The sequence below is a fragment of the Micromonospora sp. NPDC000089 genome (genome assembly GCF_042899365.1).
Classification (GTDB): Bacteria; Actinomycetota; Actinomycetes; order Mycobacteriales; family Micromonosporaceae; genus Micromonospora.
Genome location: NZ_JBIAZT010000003.1, coordinates 554,571 through 570,155 on the forward strand (window position 1 = coordinate 554,571; position 15,585 = coordinate 570,155).

The following is a 15,585-nucleotide window of genomic DNA, read 5'->3' on the forward strand; positions in this document are numbered from 1 at the left end:
CTTCTGCGGGCTACTACAGTCGAGAGGTGCCCGGCGCGCCGTTGAAGCCGATGCTCGCGATCACCGGGCCACTCCCGGGCGGTTCCGGCTGGGCGTACGAGTTCAAGTGGGACGGGGTCCGCGCGCTCGCCGACGTCGCCGCCGGCCACTCCCGGCTGTACGCCCGCTCCGGCGTGGAGATCACCGCCGCGTACCCGGAGCTGGTGCCGCTGGCCGAGCAGGTCGACGACGCGCTGCTCGACGGCGAGGTGGTGCTCTTCGACGCCGCCGGCCAACCATCGTTCACCGCGCTGGCCGAGCGGATGCACGTCCGCGACCGGGTGAAGGCGGCCCGGCTGGCGGCGGCCGCCCCGGTGACGTACATGATCTTCGACCTGTTGCGGCTGCGCGGCGAGGACCTGGCCGGCCGCCCGTACCGGGAGCGGCGGGCGGCGCTGGAGGCGCTCGGGCTGGGCGCGGCCCGGTGGGCCGTGCCGCCGACATTCGCGGACGGCCCGGCCACCTACGAGGCGGCCGGCGAGCACGGGCTGGAGGGGGTGATGGCCAAGCGGGTCGAGTCGGCCTACCGGCCCGGGGTGCGCTCGCCGGACTGGGTGAAGGTCAAGCTGGAGGTCACCGGCGACTTCGTGGTGGGCGGCTGGCGGCCCGGCGCGCGGAAGATCGGTGGCCTGCTGGTCGGGGTGCCGGGGCCGGACGGGCGGCTGGTCTACCGGGGCCGGGTCGGCGGCGGGATCGGCGCGGCGATCGAGCGGGAGCTGCTGCGGGAGCTGGAGCCGCTGCGGGCCGGCGGGTCGCCGTTCGCGGCGGGCGTGCCGCGCGAGGATGCCCGGGGAGCGATCTGGGTAACCCCGCTGGTGGTGGTGGAGGTCAAGTACGGCCAGCGCACCCCGGACGGGCGGCTGCGGTTCCCCCGCATCCTGCGGCTGCGCCCGGACAAGCCGGCGGAGGAGGTCGAGGATGGCTGACCGGTTGAAGGTCGAGGTCGAGGGGCGCTCGCTGGAGCTGTCCAACCTGGACAAGGTGCTCTACCCCGAGGCCGGCTTCACCAAGGGCGAGGTGATCGACTACTACACCCGGATCGCGCCGGTGCTGCTGCCGCACCTGGCCGACCGGGCGCTCACCCGGATCCGCTATCCCAACGGCGTCGGCGGCGGCTCGTTCTTCGAGAAGAACGCCCCGGCCGCCACCCCGGCCTGGGTACGCACCGAGAACCTGCCCGCCCCCGGGTCGAGCAAGGGCCGGGAGACCATCGACTACGTGGTGGCCGACGAGCTGCCCACCCTGGTCTGGCTGGCGAACCTGGCCGCGCTGGAGCTGCACACCCCGCAGTGGAAGATCGGCGCCCACCCCGACCTGATGGTGGTCGACCTGGACCCGGGCGCACCGGCGGCGCTGCGGCAGTGCTGCCAGGTGGCGTTGCTGATGCGCGACCGGCTCGCGCTCGACGGGGTGGCGGCGTACCCGAAGACGTCCGGCAAGAAGGGCATGCAGCTCTGCTGCCCGATCCGCGGCACCCAGGATGCCGAAGTGGTCTCCGGGTACGCGAAGCGGATCGCCCAGGAGTTGGAGCGGGAGCACCCGAAGCTGGTCCTGTCGAAGATGGCGAAGAACCTGCGCCCCGGCAAGGTGTTCATCGACTGGAGTCAGAACAACGCGGCGAAGACCACGGTGGCGCCGTACTCCCTGCGCGCGCAGGCGGTGCCGGCGGTGTCGACGCCGCTGACCTGGGACGAGGTCGAGGCGGGCGCGGCCGGGAAGCGGCCGGCGACCAAGCCGTACTCGGCGGGCGAGGTGCTCAAGCGGGTGGAGCAGGACGGCGACCTGCTGGCGCCGCTGCTCGGCGGCGGCCCGGCGCTACCCGACTGAGCCGCGCTCCCCGCTCGCCGCCTGACCACTCGCCCGGCCCCTGCTCGTCCCCCTCGATGGTCCCGCCGCGCCCGGGACAGTGGTCGTCATGATCGTCTGATGCTGGGCCGTTGGGTCGTCGGCGTGTCGAGTGGCTGACGCTCAGACGATCATGTCGCCCGTCCGGGGGCGTTAGGGTGGGTCGACGTCGAGCGAGGAGAGTGTGATGGACGTGGCCACCGCCCTGCCCCTGCCCAGCGGCGTCCGGCGGGCCGACTCGGCGTTGCTGACCTACCTGGACGATGTGACGGGTGAGCGCACCGAGTTGACCGCGCGCCAGCTCGGCGGGTGGGCGGCGCGCGCGGCCGGGCTGCTGCGGGACGGGTGCGGGCTGCGGGCCGGTGACCGGGTGGCGGTGCTGCTGCCGCCGCACTGGCGGACCGCCGCCGTGCTGCTCGGCGCCTGGTCGCTCGGGCTGGCCGTGTCGTTCCGGCCCCGGGCCACCGCCGGGTTGTCGGTGCTGGAGCCGGGTGGCGACCTGCCGTACGACGCGGTGTTCTGCACCCCGGAACGGCTCGACGACTGGCTGGAGAACGTGCCGGGCGGAACGCACCGCTACCTGGTCGGCACCGCGCCCGGCCTGCTCGGCGAGGTGCCCGTGGGCTGGCTGGACTGGTCGGCCGAGGTGCTGCCGCACGACGACACCCCACCCGATCACCAGGCCGTCCACCCGGCCGACCCGGCCACCCCGGACGGCACCAGCTTCGGCGCGTACGGGCGGCTGGCGGCCGAGCTGGCCGCGCAGCTCGACCTGCGGGCCGGTGACCGGCTGCTGGTGGACGCGGCCGAGCACGAGCAGCCGGTGAAGTGGCTGTTGGCGCCGCTGTCGGCCGGGGCGTCCGTGGTGGTCTGCGCCAACCTCGACCCGGCCGGGCTGGACGCGCTGCGCGCCGCCGAAGGGATCACCCGGGTCCTCTGAGCCGTCCCCGCCGTGGGGCCGGAGGCTGGGGCCAGCTCGTGCGAAGGGCGCAGAGCGTCGGCGAGCCAACCGCCGAGGGGCGCGACCGGGAACCGGCCACGCCCCTCGGGTACCGCACGATCAGTGCCGGCCGAACACCTTGCGGGCCGGGCCGAGGCGGAGGAACACCGTCTCGCCGGTGGCGTCCTGGACGGCGTCGTTGTCGGTGATCGCGTACAGCTGGCCGTCACCGGCCACCGCCAGGCCCTCCAGCTTCTCCTGGGTCCAGCCGTTGGTGGCCCGCAGCGCCGGCAGCACGTCGAGCGCCAGCGTCTTGGGCAGCACGGTCAGCGCGCCGGGCGCGGCGGGGCCGGCCGGCAGCGGCACGGTGTAGATCCGCTTAACCGCGGCGGCCGGGCCGTTGAGCTTGTCCCGCTCGATCACCGCGAGCTTGTCGCCGACCACGGTGATCTCCGACAGCCCGAGCCAGTCACCGGGCACGTTCGTCCGCTCCAGCTGGTATCCGAACCAGCTCCAGGTGCCCGCGGCCACGTCGTACCGGCCGATCCGGACGACGCCGGCCGGGTCGGTGGAGACCTCCCGCTGCAGCACCGCCCAGACGATCTCCCGGCCCTGCTTGTCGGTGGTCGCGGTGACCCCCTCGAAGCCCTGCTTGCCGAGGCCGGCGGCGACGTCCGCCGGCAGCGGGACGGTCTGCCGGGTGACCCCGGCGGCGTCCAGCCGGACCAGCTTGTTCTGGTCACCCTTGGCGCCCTCGACGGCGAGCCAGAAGCCACCCTGCGGGCGGGCGAAGATGCCCTCCGCGTCGTACCCGACGGGCTGGCCGGCCTCGTCGCTGACCGGCAGCGCGCCGGTCACCACGGCCGGCGTGCGGGCCGCGTCGATGGTCACGATCCGGGTCCGGGCGTACGCCGCGTCGGTCACGCTGTAGAGCTGGTGCGGCTTGCCCGGCACGGCGGACAGGGCGCCCAGCGCGCCCCAACCGATCGGCGCGCCGGTCTCGTCGTCGGCGGACACGATGCTCGGGAACGCCGGCGCACCCTTGCCGAGCTGGAACAGCGACACCGAGGCGCGTACGCCGACGGAGGCGTCGTCCTCCTCGCTGGAGACGGCGAGCAGCCCCCGGGACGGGATGGGCAGCAGCCCCTCCGGCCCGTTGGTGGTGGGCAGCACCTGCCGGAACACCGGCGCGGTCGGCCGGCTGAGGTCGTACACGGCGACGAAGTTGCTGCGCTCCGAGCCGACGAAGGCGTACCGCACGCCGCGGTACTCGGCGATCGCCACGCCCTCCGGCTCCGGGCCCTTCTTCGCGGACCGGTCCTCGTTGTGCAGCCCGTACCGGACGGCGAGCCGCTCGAAGGTGTTGCCGGCGTCCCAGGCGACCTTCCCGGTGCGGCTGTCGAAGATGGACCAGCCGCGGGTGCCGCCCCGCCAGTCGCCCTCGTTGGCGGTGGCCAGGTAGCGGTCATCCACCCAGGCCAGCGCGTCCGGCTCGCGGGGCACGTCGGTGATCGAACCGGTCTGGTCGATGGTGCCGTCCTTGACCGTGTCGATGCCGCTGATCGAGGCCGTGCCCGCGCTGAACGCGCCGGTGAGCCGGCCGGTGGGCAGGTCGACCAGGACGACGCCGTTGTTCTCCTGCAGGGTCACCGCGAGCTGGTTCCGCCGGTTGATCGAGACGTACTCGGGCTCCGGGTCGGTCGGCTCGGTGATGCCGGCGGCGGTCAGCGCGGGCAGCGCCGTACCGTCGGCGTTGGTGAGCGGTACGGCCCGCAGCGCCCAGCGCTGCGGCGACCGGCCGGCGAGGTCGACGATCTGCACGAAGCCGGCGGGCGCCTGCGGCAGGTCGCCCTTCTTGTGGCCGGGCGGGGTGGCGTCCTCGTCCCGCTCGTTCTCGATCGCGATGGCCGCGTACCGCTGGTCGTGGCTGATCGCGATCGAGTCCGGCTGGCCGCCGAGGTCGAAGCTGCGTACCCGACGGCGGGTGGCCAGCTCGATCACGTCGAGCCGCCCGGACGGCGCGGTGTAGCTCGGGCTGGTGTTGACGACCACCAGGACGTACCGGCCGACGACGGCCACCGAGGTGGGCTCGTCCTCGGCGTCGCCGAGCTGCGCCAGGGAGAGGGTGCCGAGGCCGCGCGGGCGTTCCGGGCGGGAGATGTCGAGGAAGCCGATCCGCTTGGCGGCGGCGTCGGTGTAGACCAGGGTGCGGCCGTCCTCGCTGACCGCGGAGATCTCCGCGACGGTCGCGGTGGTCGGGTCCTCACCGGCGGGCCGGTTCTGGAAGACCGGGTACGTGGCGGTGCGGTCGAAGCTGAGCTGCTTGTCGTGGTGCCGGGGGTGAGCGGCGGCGGTGCCGGTGAGCGCGACGACCGTCACGCCCGCCACCGCCACCGAGGTGAGTGCTCTTCTCGCTATGGTCAAGATCGTCCTCCGTCGGGTTCGGACTCCGACGGAGGCTGCCACGCACGCCCGAGCGGCAGCTGTCCGCGCCGTGAACGCCGGGGAAAGCGGACCGGGTACGCCGAGCCCGCCGGCCCCGGCCCGGCCGGTCACCGGCGACCCCGAACCGGCCCGGACGGCATCCATCAGCGCCGTTCGGGCCGCTGCCGTTACATCGGCATCCACCCTGCTCAGAGGTCTTTTCCCGGCGTCTTCGGCGTGGTGTCATACCAGCACGACGCCCTCGACCCCGGCCCTGCCGAGCCCCCGTCGACCGCGCCGTTCCCCCGACGAAAGGTGCACCGATGCACAGGAGAGCAACCCTCCGCCTGGCCGTCCTCACCGCGACCGCCGCGACGTTCCTGGCCTCCGGTGGCGCGTCCGGCGCGCTCGGCGTGGCCGCCCCGGCGACCGCCTCCCCGGGCGTCGCGGCCTGCGCGCCGGGCGCCGCCGGTCAGAGCGCGGCCAGGGTCAAGGAGGGTGCCACCGCCCAGGAGCCCGAGCTGTACTCGACGAACGAGGCGAACGCCTACGGCGTCGTCAAGGACTCGCCGCGACTGCCCAACGGCAGCGTCACCATCCCGACCGTCTTCCACATGGTCTCCGACCACCCGCTGACCGCCGCCGAGACCACCCGGTGGAACACCCTCATCGCCAACCAGATGAAGGTGCTCAACGACTCGTACTCGGGCAGGACGTCGGCGACCGCCGCCGACACCCCGTTCCGGTTCGACCTGGTGGACACCACCTACACGGTGAACAGCGCCTGGTACACGGTCGAGCCGGGCAAGAACGAGCGGGACATGAAGAAGGCGCTCTACACCGGTGACTCCGAGACCCTGAACGTGTACGCGGCGAACATCGGCGGCGGCCTGCTCGGCTGGGCGTACTTCCCGAAGGCCTACAACAACGGCCGCGACTACATCGACGGCGTGGTGATGCTCGACGAGTCGATGCCGGGCGGCACCGCCGGCAAGTACGCGCAGGGTGACACGCTGACCCACGAGGTCGGGCACTGGCTGATGCTGGAGCACACCTTCGCGCACGGCTGCGCCGCCTCCGGCGACTTCGTCGCGGACACCCCGCGCGAGGCCGCGCCGCAGTTCAACTGCCCGGTCGGCGCGGACACCTGCACCGCCCCGGGCCTCGACCCGATCCACAACTTCATGGACTACACGCAGGACTCGTGCATGAACGAGTTCACCCCGGGCCAGGCGGACCGGATGAGCGACGCCTGGGTCGCCTTCCGCGCCGGCGGCGCCGGCTAGGTCGTCACCCGAAGGGGTTGGCGGGCCGCGACCGCCGGCCCGTCAACCCCTTCCTCCCGGCCACTACGGGTTCATCGGAGATTGGTCGGCAGGCCGCACCGGCCGCCTAACCTGCGACAACGTGTCAGGACATACCCGAACCATCCTCGGACCACGTCCATCCCTCGCCCGGCTCACCGTGCTGGCGGCGCTCGTCGTACCGCTGGCCGTGCCACCGACCGCGCTCGCCGCGCCAACGCCCGCGTCCGCCACCGCGCCGGGACCGGTCGACGACCACGACCACGACGGTGGTCGGCGCGCACCGAGCGGGCCGCGCGTCGCCGCACCGCCCGCGGACGACGCCCTGGCTCCGGCCGCGCCGACCGTACCGGCGGTCACGTCGCTGCCCGTCGAGCACCACCGCCAGGAGATCGCCCCCCGGGTGTCGCTCACCCGGGACCGCAGCTACGACGCCCGCGGCTTCCTCGACAGCTTCCTGCTCACCGCCGACCTGGACGGCCCGACGAAGCCGAAGCTGCTGGCCGACTCCGTGTCCGGGACCCGGCCGCCCTCCGCGCTCGCGGACGCCGCGCACGCCGTGGCCGCCACCAACGGCGATTTCTTCGCGATCAACACGACGAACGCCCCGATCGGCGGCGCGATCGCCGACGGCGAACTGCTCAAGGCCGACCGGGCCGGCAGCCCGGCCGTCGGACTGGATGCCGACGGGGTCGGCCGGATCGCCAACCTGCTGCTGGAGGGCAGCGCCACGGTCGGTGACCGCCGATTCGACCTGGGCGGACTGAACGCCAACAACGTCCCGGCGAACTCCGCCGTGCTCTACACCCCCGCCTGGGGGCCGGGCGACCGCGGGTACGTCGGCACCGCGGGCCCGGTCGTGGAGGTCGAGGTCCGCGACGGGGTTGTCAGCGCGGTGCGTACCGGCAAGACCGCCACCCCGGTCCCGGCCGGCGGCTCGGTTCTCCTCGCCGCCGGCACGCTGGCCACCGAGCTGGCCGGCACCCCCGTCGGCACCCGGGTCACCGTCGACTACCACGCCCGCTCGGACGCCCCCAGCCCGTTCTCGCTGGCCCTCGGCGCCCACCAGGTGCTGGTCCGCGGCGGCGCGCTCGTCGCGCTGGACCCGGCGGACGCGAACAACACCGCCCTCAAGCCGCGTACGGCGATCGGCTGGACCGGCGACCGCAAGCTGCTGCTGTACGTCGCCGACGGCAGCTCCAGCCGGTCCCGCGGGCTCGGCGTGGCCGAACTGGCCGAGCGGATGCGCGCGGCCGGTGCGGTCGACGCGGTCATGCTCGACGGCGGCGGCTCGTCGCAGCTGGTGTCCCGGCGACGCGGCGACACCGGGGTGGCGGTCACCAACGTGCCCTCCGACGGGGGGCAGCGGCCGGTGCCGAACGCGGTCGGGCTGGTCCCGCCCGCCGGCTCGGGTCACCTGCACGGCGTCGACGTACGCCTGCGGTCCGACCGGGTCTTCCCCGGCCTGTCCCGCGACGTGTCCGCCGTCGGCTACGACGAGACGTACGGCCCGGCCCGGCTGGCCGGCCTGCGCTGGCAGTCCGTGCCCGGTGACCTGGTCAAGCCGGACGCCGACGGCCAACTGCGCGGTAAGCACAGCGGCAGCGGCGCGCTCGTCGCCCGCTCCGGTGGCGTGCGGGCCAAGGTGGACCTGCGGGTGCTCGGCCCGCTCGACCGGATCGAGGCCGACGTGCAGTCGCTGGCGCTCTCCCCGGGCGATCACCGGGACGTCGCCGTCACCGGTGTGGACGCCGAGGGCTTCCGCGCGCCGATCGAGCCGCGCGACGTCCAGCTCGACTACGACCGGTCGGTGGCCACGATCGAGACCCGGCCCGACGGCACGCTGCGGTTCACCGGCGCCCCGGGCGCCGACGGCAAGGGCACCGTGGTCACCGCCACCGTGCAGGGGCACACGCTGCGGATCCCGCTGACCGTCGGGCTGTCCGACCAGTCGCTGTCGACCCTCGCCGACGCCACGCAGTGGAGCCCGGCCGCCGCCAAGGCGACCGTACGCCTCACCGGCGTGGACACCGCCGACCGGCCCGGCGCCCCCGCTGGTGAAAGCGGCCTGCGGCTCAGCTACGACTTCACCAACCAACCCACCGGTACGTCCGCCGCGTACGCGATCGCCAAGTCTCCGCTGGTGCTGCCGGCCGGGGCGCAGCGGCTGGCGATGTGGGTCAAGGGCGACGGGCACCGGCACTGGCTGCGGGCCATGATGAGCGCGCAGGGCTCCACGAACGTGCCGTTCACCTTCGCCACCGAGGTCGACTGGACCGGCTGGCGGCGGGTCGAGGGTGCGATCCCCAGCGGCTTCAACGCCCCGCTGACGCTGAGCCGGATCTATCTCGTTGAGACCGACTCCACCCGGCGCGACGCGGGGCAGCTCGACCTGGCGCTGCTCGATGCGCGGGTCGGCGTGGCGCTGGACCTGCCGGACGTACCGGACCAGCCGGACCCGGCCGTGCGGGAGCAGGGTGCGGACGCCCCGGCGCCGAGCGGGCGGGCCTGGCGGTTCGCCGTGCTGTCCGACACGCACATCAACGCCGACGGCGGCACCGGGTCGTACGCGTACACCCAGACGGCCCGGGCGGTCGACGAGATCGCTGCGGCCCGCCCGGACTTCGTGCTGCTCTCCGGCGACGGGGTGGACAGCAACCGCCCGCAGGACTTCGCGCTGTTCCAGAAGCTGATCGACGAGCACCTGCCCGCCGACATCCCGCTGTACTGGGCGGTCGGCAACCACGAGTCCGGCGCCAGCGCGACCGGCACGCTCACCCAGTTCAGCGCGTCCACCGGGCGGCCCACCCGACAGGTCTTCGACCACGCCGGGACTCGGTTCATCCTGCTGAACAGCACGCTCGGCTCGTTGCGGCTGTCGGACTTCGGGCAGCTGCCCTGGCTGCGGGAGCAGCTCGACGCGGCGAAGACGGACCGGCATGTCTCGTCGGTCGTGGTGGCCGTGCACCACCCCGTGCTCGACCCGAGCGGCACCGGCTCGTCGCAGCTGTCCGACCCGTACGAGGGGCAGCTGCTGGAGCAGTGGCTGGCCGGGTTCCGGGCCTCGTCGGGCAAGCAGGTGGCGCTGGTCAGCGGGCACGCGCACACCGCGCACGTGCGCCGCGCCGACGGGGTGCTGGAGTTCAACGCCCCGGTCGTGGGCAAGGTGCCGTACGGCGACGCCGGACACGGCGGGTTCGCCGCCTGGTCGCTGGTGACGCTCGACCCTGACCGGGCCCGGGTCACCGCGGACCGGCCGGACGCCGACGGGCTCGGCTGGTTCAGCGCGGACGTGCGGCCGGTGCTCAGCCGCGTCGAGCTGTCCGTACCGGATTCCGTCGCCGTGAACGCTTCGGCGCCGGTGAGCGCCCGAGCCGTCGACGACGGGCAGAACGGTCGGGTGATCCCGCTGCGCTACCCGATGTCGGTGACCTGGGGCGGTGACCCCGCACTGGCCGTGGTGGCGGACGACCGGGAGCTGGCGGCGGCGCGCCGTCGCCCCGGCCTGCGGGCGGTGTTGGACCTGCGTACGTCCGTGCTGACCGGCCTGGCACCCGGCCGGGTGACACTGACCGTCCGGGCCGGGACGCTGTCGGCAACCCGCGAGGTCACGGTCGGCTGACCGCCGGGCGGGCCGCGGGTACGGGGCCCTGGTCACCCAGAACCGGGTGGCCAGGGCCCCGCTGGCCGGAGGGTAGCCACCTCGTGCCGCCGCCGGTGAGCCTTGCCGGAAGTGCGGTGCGGCCGGGCCCGCGGCCCTACGCTCGCCACGAGCCGACCGGTGTGTCGAGGTGCCGACCGAGCCCTGGGAGCAGCCGATGACGCAGTCCTCCGCCGGCGCCGCGGCGCACCGGCCGTTCGGCGACCTGCGCCACGTCGACGCCGGGGCCCTGACCATCGGGTACGTCGACGCGGGGCCCCCGGACGGGGACGTGGTGGTCCTGCTGCACGGCTGGCCGTACGACATCCACAGCTTCGCCGAGGTGGTGCCGCTGCTGACCCGGGCCGGCCTCCGGGTGCTCGTGCCGCACCTGCGCGGCTTCGGCACCACCCGGATCCGTGCCGCGGACGCTCCCCGCAACGGCCAGCAGGCGGCGTTGGCCGCGGACACCCTCGCCTTTCTGGACGCCCTCGGGGTGGCGAGCGCGACGCTGGCCGGCTTCGACTGGGGGGCCCGCACCGCCTGCGTGATCGCCGCGCTGTGGCCGGAGCGCTGCCGGGGGCTGGTCGCGGTGAGCGGCTACCTGATCGCCGCCCAGGAGTCGGGCCGCAACCCGCTGCCCCCGAAGGCAGAGCTGTCCTGGTGGTACCAGTTCTACTTCGCCACCGAGCGGGGCCGGCGGGGGTACGCCGCCAACCTGCGCGACTTCGCCCGGCTGATCTGGCACACCGCCTCGCCGAGGTGGGACTTCGACGACGCGACCTTCGACCGGAGCGCCGCCTCGCTGGACAACCCGGACCACGTCGACGTGGTGATCCACAACTACCGCTGGCGGCTGGGCCTGGCCGAGGGCGAGCCGCGCTATGACGAGATCGAGCGGCGGTTGGCGGCGAACCCGCCGGTCACCGTGCCCACGATCAGCCTGGAGGGCGACGCGAACGGCGCACCCCACCTCGACCCGTCGATGTACGCCGGGCGGTTCACCGGTCCGTACGAGCACCGGACCGTCGGCGGCGGGGTCGGGCACAACCTGCCGCAGGAGGCGCCGGAGGCCTTCGCGGACGCGGTGCTGGCGGTCGCCCGCCGCTGACCGCGCTCCTGCTCCGGCCGGTGGTCGACCACCTCGCGAGCGCCTTTGGATCTGATGACGTAAACGAATCAGCGCGGCCGGCGCCTCGGCGGGCGTACTGCGCACGCCGAGGTCGCAGGCGTGGGACGGCGCCGGAGCGCACGAGACCCGGGGTCCGGTGGCGTCGCCTGCCAGTGCCACTCGGTCAACCGGGGGTGCCCGGGCAGCTCGGCCCGGCCGGTGGACCAGCGCAGGGCCGCCCACGGGTCCACCCCTCGCCGCGCGGCGCGCGGGAACAGCCGGGCGAGCACCCTGGCACACACCGCACGCGGGGGATCGAGGGCGACACCGAGGCCCCGGGCGATGTCATCGCCGTGCAGCAGCGCCTCCGCGCACCCCATCGCCGCGAAGCCCGCCGGATCGGCGCGACCGGTGGGGTGCCAGACCCGCACGTCCGGCCCGGCTCTGCGGACCAGGGCTGCCAGCATGCGGCGACTATCGTCGGCGGCCGTCAGGGCGCCTCACCGCCGCCGCACCCACGGCGGGCGTGGCGCGCAGGCGGATGAGTGCGCCGTCGGCAGCGCGCACCGGCCGCGCCCGTCCGGCAGCGGCCGGTCGCAGAACACCCAGTGGCGTACGCCCTGGTCGTCCTCGGCGGACACGGTCACCCCGCCCGGCTCGACGCGGGCGCTGAGCCGGGCCAGCACCCGCGCGGCGGTACGGGCAAAGATCCGGGCGCGGGTCAGGTCGGGTGCGGTGACCGGCAGGTGGATCACCCAGCGGTCCCCGCTCATCGGTACTGGTGGTGTGCGGACTGGGCGCTCTGCCAGGCGCGTAGGGCGTTCTTGATGCGTACGTTCTCCTCCTGCACCGCGACCACGGCGGTCTGGGCGACGGTGAGTTCGTCGGCGACCCGGTGCAGGAAGGTGCGGATCTCGTCCGGGTCCAGGCCGCGGCGGCGGACGGTGAAGCAGCGTTCCCGGATCTGCCACGGCTGCAACGGCGACCGATGCCGCAGCGGGTGGTGGTTGGTCGGGGGTGTGGGGTCGGGCCGGCTCACCAGCCGGCTCAGCAGGTTACGCACGCGGTGACCGCCCTCGGGTAGTGGTGGAAGGGGGCGGTCTCCGCCGGTTGCGGTGCGGCGGAGACCACCCCCGCCCTGCCACCGCAGCCTCAATCGGCGAGTACGGCAACAGGGCCGCGCTGGGGGAGCGCGGAGTGAGGTCTCGGCGGCGATGCGAGACCAACACGAGAGGCGCCAACCGACCGCACCAGCACCGCATCACCGAGAGCGACGCTACCGATGCAGCTTCACCTACGTCAAGTACCTATCCATCCTCTTCTGCTCAACCATCATCATTATCAGCTGTGTCACCACTGTCACCTCTTTCAGAAGATGCATTGCCTACGTCGAGGGTGTGGATCAATACTGGGTGGGCCAACCGACTGCAAGGGGCCGTACTGTGCCTATCCCACCCACCATGGATGAACTGCTCGACGACCTGCGGAGCAAGATCAAGGACGGGACGTACCCGCCGGGCAGTCAGCTGCCCTCGGGGAAGGCGCTTGCGGACTCGTACGACGTCTCGCACTCGACGATTCAGCGGGCAATCGCCACGCTGCGTGAGCAGGGTGTACTGGTCGGCCGCCCCGGTCGTGGCGTCTTCGTCGCTGAATCCCCAGGAGCTTGAGAACCGTCGTCGTTCTAGGTTGTGATCCGACAGCTACTTAACGTGCGACGAGTGGCCTAGGAATCGAAGGCAGCGATCCGCGGTTGCTGCCTTCGATCCTACGGACTCTGATCGGGTGCGGCCGACGACTGGTGTCGCCGTCGGTATGGTCGCTGGCCAGGGTCACTCGTAGCCGGTCATGGTGATGTGCAGGTCGGCGAGGTGGGTGACCAAGATCGTTTGTGGGGCCGATTGATCTTGCTCGCGAGGGGTGCCTGCCAATGCCTCGCATCCTGCGTGAATTAGACGCACTGGATCAGCCTCAGGTTCACCGCCAACTGTCCAGGCGGGAAGCGGGACCTGAACGGTCCGTGCTATGACTCGACCAGGCGAGGTGCGGGCACATTCGGGGAACGCGGTCGGAGCCTCGCTGCTGCTAGGTGGCCTCGAATGTGTTCGACGAACCTAGGCGCGCCGCCGTTGCTGAGTAACTCAAGCAACTCATCGATGCTCAGTCGGGGCTTCCCGGCCGAGCGGCCAGTCTCGTCGCTCTGCCTCTTGATGATGTCCACCACCGGAGCCGGAGCTAGGTCGTATTGCAGGCACAGGAACCGGTCGGGCTTCAGTACTTCGATGTGTAGAGGACCCACCGCGGCTTGGGGGAAGTGCTTGACATTGTTGGTCACGATTACGTCCGCTCGGCCGGCGACGGCCGCGGCTAGGACATGTCGGTCATCTATGTCGTTCGTCATGCCCGTGACGAGAGGCTCATAGCCCGTGACGAGGGCGTCACCGAACGCTGCATTCATGCACGTGAACATCATGTCGAGCCGGTTGGGGTCAATGCTTGGGCGTAGCCTTAGGATCGTTCGCCGCGTCTCTGCGAGGATGTCCTGGCTCCAAAGCGGACGGTAGAAGCCTGCTTCTGTGACCCGTAGAAGAGTGTCGCGGAGCGCGTTTGGAACCAGGACGTTCGCATCGAGCAGGACAGAGAACGGCACTAAGCGAGCCTAGGCGATGCGGATGCCCGGCGGAAGCTTCGGCTTCACGTTCTGTCGTCGTCGCCTTCCTCAAGGTTGCTTGCTGGCAAGTCGTAAAGCCCCATGTCAAGGCTCTCCGTCGTCATGCTCTGAAGCAGCTTCCGTCGCTCCTGCCGCCGCTGATCTTGATACTTGAGCACGTCGGCTAGCTTGATCCTGCGGTGACTGCTGGGCCGTTCGTACGGAATCCTTCCCTCGTCAAGCAACTTGGTGAGGGTTGGCCGTGATACCCCGAGCATGTCTGCCGCCTGCTGTGTGGTGAGTGTTGTGTGCTGCGGCGCGATCGTGACGGCGTAGCCGCTGGCCAAGGCCTCTAGCGCTTTGACCAAGATGTCGTGTAGCCCGTCTGGTAGGGGCTTAGCGCTAGTGCCGTCTGCGCTTACCAGCTGTGCTCTGGCCTTGGGCACGCTGTGGCCACGGTCGCGTAGGACCTGAAGCAGGTCCACGACTTCCGCGTTGTTGGCGGCATCGGGCAGGATCGTCTGCTCATCCATGACGCGGGCTGCGGCTGTCATGGAGCTAGCATGCGTCCAATTCGCAAGAAACGCAACGTGATCGAGGATTACTGCTCGTCATCTTGAATTACTGCCAAAACGGGCATCGCTGTCTGCTTGAGCGCGGCGGCGAACATCCCCGGTTCGTACGACCCGCCCTTCTGGTGCACGATCACCGCCAGCCGGTTCGCCGCGTTGATCAGCGCGACCAGGCACACCAGCGCCCCGATCTGGTCGTCGTCGTAGTGCCTACGCACCAGCGACCACGTCTCGTCCGACACCCCGGTGGCGGCGTCGGCGAGCCGCGTCCCCTCTTCGGCCAGCGCCAGCGCGGCCCGCTCCGCCTCGGTGAAGACCGTCGACTCCCGCCACGCCGCGACCAGGCTCAGCCGCACCGCGGACTCCCCGCCCTTCCGGTGCTGACTACGGAGCTGACGCGAGAGCGGGGCAAGGCAGTACCATCGGTAGTACCATCAGCTGGTGCCCTCGATAGCCAAGCTTGTTGAAGCGATGCGGAGCAACCAGCAGAACGTCGGCTACAACGATCTCTATCGGGTGTGCGAGCACTACTTCGGCAAGCCCCGGCAGGCCGGGACCTCCCATGCGGTGTTCAAGATGCCCTGGGCGGGCGACCCGCGCGTCAACATCCAGAATGACAAGGGCAGGGCCAAGGCGTACCAGGTGCGCCAGGTGCTCAGGGCGGTCGAGAAGAAGGAGGCCATGTGATGCAGTCCGACGCGCGTCCGGAGATCACCCACTACACCTACCGGGTCACCTGGTCGGCCGACGATGACGAGTTCGTGGCCACCTGCGTGGAGTTCCCGTCGCTCTCCTGGCTGGCAGAGTCGCAGATGGGAGCCCTTCAAGGGCTCGAAAAGCTGGTGCGTGAGGTGATCGGGGACCTGGAGGAGCAGGGCGAGCCGGTGCCGCAGCCGTTCGCCGACCGCAGCTACTCCGGCAAGTTCAACCTTCGCGTCGGCGAGAGCCTGCACCGCGAACTCGCCATGCGGGCCGCGGAGGACGGGATGAGCCTCAACCAGTACGTGTTAGGAAAGCTCCGGGCCGCCTAACCGGGCAAGGGCCCGCGACAGGTGGTGGG

General features: G+C 72.1%; 16 protein-coding genes. 9 read left to right on the plus strand and 7 right to left on the minus strand.

Annotated elements, in window-relative coordinates; translation table 11 throughout:
• Positions 1 to 26 precede the first annotated feature (26 nt).
• The 3 genes from ligD (ACFY3U_RS09265) (at position 27) to ACFY3U_RS09275 (ending at position 2,824) form a co-directional block, all read left to right on the plus strand.
• Complete coding sequence (gene ligD / locus ACFY3U_RS09265) at positions 27 to 965, plus strand: non-homologous end-joining DNA ligase (protein ID WP_387197433.1); 939 nt, start codon at positions 27 to 29, stop codon at positions 963 to 965.
• Positions 958 to 1,866 (plus strand): non-homologous end-joining DNA ligase, encoded by a 909-nt coding sequence (ligD, locus tag ACFY3U_RS09270; RefSeq protein ID WP_387197436.1) that lies wholly within the window; start codon positions 958 to 960, stop codon positions 1,864 to 1,866. Before ligD (ACFY3U_RS09265) ends, ligD (ACFY3U_RS09270) begins: the two co-directional genes overlap by 8 nt.
• 205 nt (positions 1,867 to 2,071) lie before the next feature.
• Complete coding sequence (locus ACFY3U_RS09275) at positions 2,072 to 2,824, plus strand: TIGR03089 family protein (protein WP_387197439.1); 753 nt, start codon at positions 2,072 to 2,074, stop codon at positions 2,822 to 2,824.
• Positions 2,825 to 2,944: 120 nt separating this feature from the next.
• Here the strand turns inward: ACFY3U_RS09275 and ACFY3U_RS09280 are convergent, their stop codons facing one another.
• Positions 2,945 to 5,203, minus strand: a complete 2,259-nt coding sequence (locus ACFY3U_RS09280) for an esterase-like activity of phytase family protein (protein WP_387197442.1) — start codon at positions 5,201 to 5,203, stop codon at positions 2,945 to 2,947.
• Between the two features lie 368 nt (positions 5,204 to 5,571).
• On the opposite strand from ACFY3U_RS09280, the gene ACFY3U_RS09285 reads away from it, so the two are divergent.
• From ACFY3U_RS09285 to ACFY3U_RS09295, 3 genes are all read left to right on the plus strand, one after another.
• Positions 5,572 to 6,534 carry a zinc metalloprotease gene (locus tag ACFY3U_RS09285; RefSeq protein ID WP_387197445.1) on the plus strand — a complete coding sequence of 321 codons (963 nt, stop codon included), beginning with the start codon at positions 5,572 to 5,574 and terminating at the stop codon, positions 6,532 to 6,534.
• Between the two features lie 121 nt (positions 6,535 to 6,655).
• The gene (locus ACFY3U_RS09290) at positions 6,656 to 10,174 is read left to right on the plus strand and encodes a phosphodiester glycosidase family protein (RefSeq protein WP_387197448.1); all 3,519 of its coding nucleotides are present in this window, start codon (positions 6,656 to 6,658) and stop codon (positions 10,172 to 10,174) included.
• 196 nt (positions 10,175 to 10,370) lie between these two features.
• Complete coding sequence (locus tag ACFY3U_RS09295) at positions 10,371 to 11,303, plus strand: alpha/beta fold hydrolase (RefSeq protein ID WP_387197451.1); 933 nt, start codon at positions 10,371 to 10,373, stop codon at positions 11,301 to 11,303.
• 68 nt (positions 11,304 to 11,371) lie between these two features.
• Here ACFY3U_RS09295 and ACFY3U_RS09300 read toward each other — a convergent pair whose 3' ends face one another.
• The 3 genes from ACFY3U_RS09300 to ACFY3U_RS09310 are packed head-to-tail and all read right to left on the minus strand — an operon-like array spanning position 11,372 to position 12,366.
• Entirely contained in the window at positions 11,372 to 11,770 is a 399-nt protein-coding gene (locus ACFY3U_RS09300) for a hypothetical protein (protein ID WP_387197454.1), read from the minus strand.
• Between the two features lie 33 nt (positions 11,771 to 11,803).
• Positions 11,804 to 12,076 carry a hypothetical protein gene (locus ACFY3U_RS09305; RefSeq protein WP_387197457.1) on the minus strand — a complete coding sequence of 91 codons (273 nt, stop codon included), beginning with the start codon at positions 12,074 to 12,076 and terminating at the stop codon, positions 11,804 to 11,806.
• The gene (locus ACFY3U_RS09310; protein WP_387197459.1) at positions 12,073 to 12,366 is read right to left on the minus strand and encodes a DivIVA domain-containing protein; all 294 of its coding nucleotides are present in this window, start codon (positions 12,364 to 12,366) and stop codon (positions 12,073 to 12,075) included. Before ACFY3U_RS09310 ends, ACFY3U_RS09305 begins: the two co-directional genes overlap by 4 nt.
• 397 nt (positions 12,367 to 12,763) lie before the next feature.
• On the opposite strand from ACFY3U_RS09310, the gene ACFY3U_RS09315 reads away from it, so the two are divergent.
• Positions 12,764 to 12,973 carry a GntR family transcriptional regulator gene (locus ACFY3U_RS09315; RefSeq protein ID WP_387197463.1) on the plus strand — a complete coding sequence of 70 codons (210 nt, stop codon included), beginning with the start codon at positions 12,764 to 12,766 and terminating at the stop codon, positions 12,971 to 12,973.
• A gap of 353 nt (positions 12,974 to 13,326) precedes the next feature.
• On the opposite strand, the gene ACFY3U_RS09320 is transcribed toward ACFY3U_RS09315, so the two are convergent.
• Genes ACFY3U_RS09320 through ACFY3U_RS09330 form a run of 3 tightly spaced genes read right to left on the minus strand, consistent with a single transcriptional unit; the run spans position 13,327 to position 14,881 of the window.
• The gene (locus ACFY3U_RS09320) at positions 13,327 to 13,953 is read right to left on the minus strand and encodes a putative toxin-antitoxin system toxin component, PIN family (RefSeq protein WP_387197466.1); all 627 of its coding nucleotides are present in this window, start codon (positions 13,951 to 13,953) and stop codon (positions 13,327 to 13,329) included.
• Positions 13,954 to 13,997: 44 nt separating this feature from the next.
• Entirely contained in the window at positions 13,998 to 14,507 is a 510-nt protein-coding gene (locus ACFY3U_RS09325) for a helix-turn-helix domain-containing protein (protein WP_387197469.1), read from the minus strand.
• Positions 14,508 to 14,554: 47 nt separating this feature from the next.
• Positions 14,555 to 14,881 (minus strand): hypothetical protein, encoded by a 327-nt coding sequence (locus ACFY3U_RS09330; RefSeq protein ID WP_387197472.1) that lies wholly within the window; start codon positions 14,879 to 14,881, stop codon positions 14,555 to 14,557.
• 85 nt (positions 14,882 to 14,966) lie between these two features.
• Between ACFY3U_RS09330 and ACFY3U_RS09335 the strand changes: the two genes are divergently transcribed.
• Entirely contained in the window at positions 14,967 to 15,212 is a 246-nt protein-coding gene (locus ACFY3U_RS09335) for a toxin HicA (RefSeq protein WP_387197475.1), read from the plus strand.
• Entirely contained in the window at positions 15,212 to 15,556 is a 345-nt protein-coding gene (locus ACFY3U_RS09340; RefSeq protein ID WP_387197478.1) for a type II toxin-antitoxin system HicB family antitoxin, read from the plus strand. Before ACFY3U_RS09335 ends, ACFY3U_RS09340 begins: the two co-directional genes overlap by 1 nt.
• Positions 15,557 to 15,585: the final 29 nt, after the last annotated feature.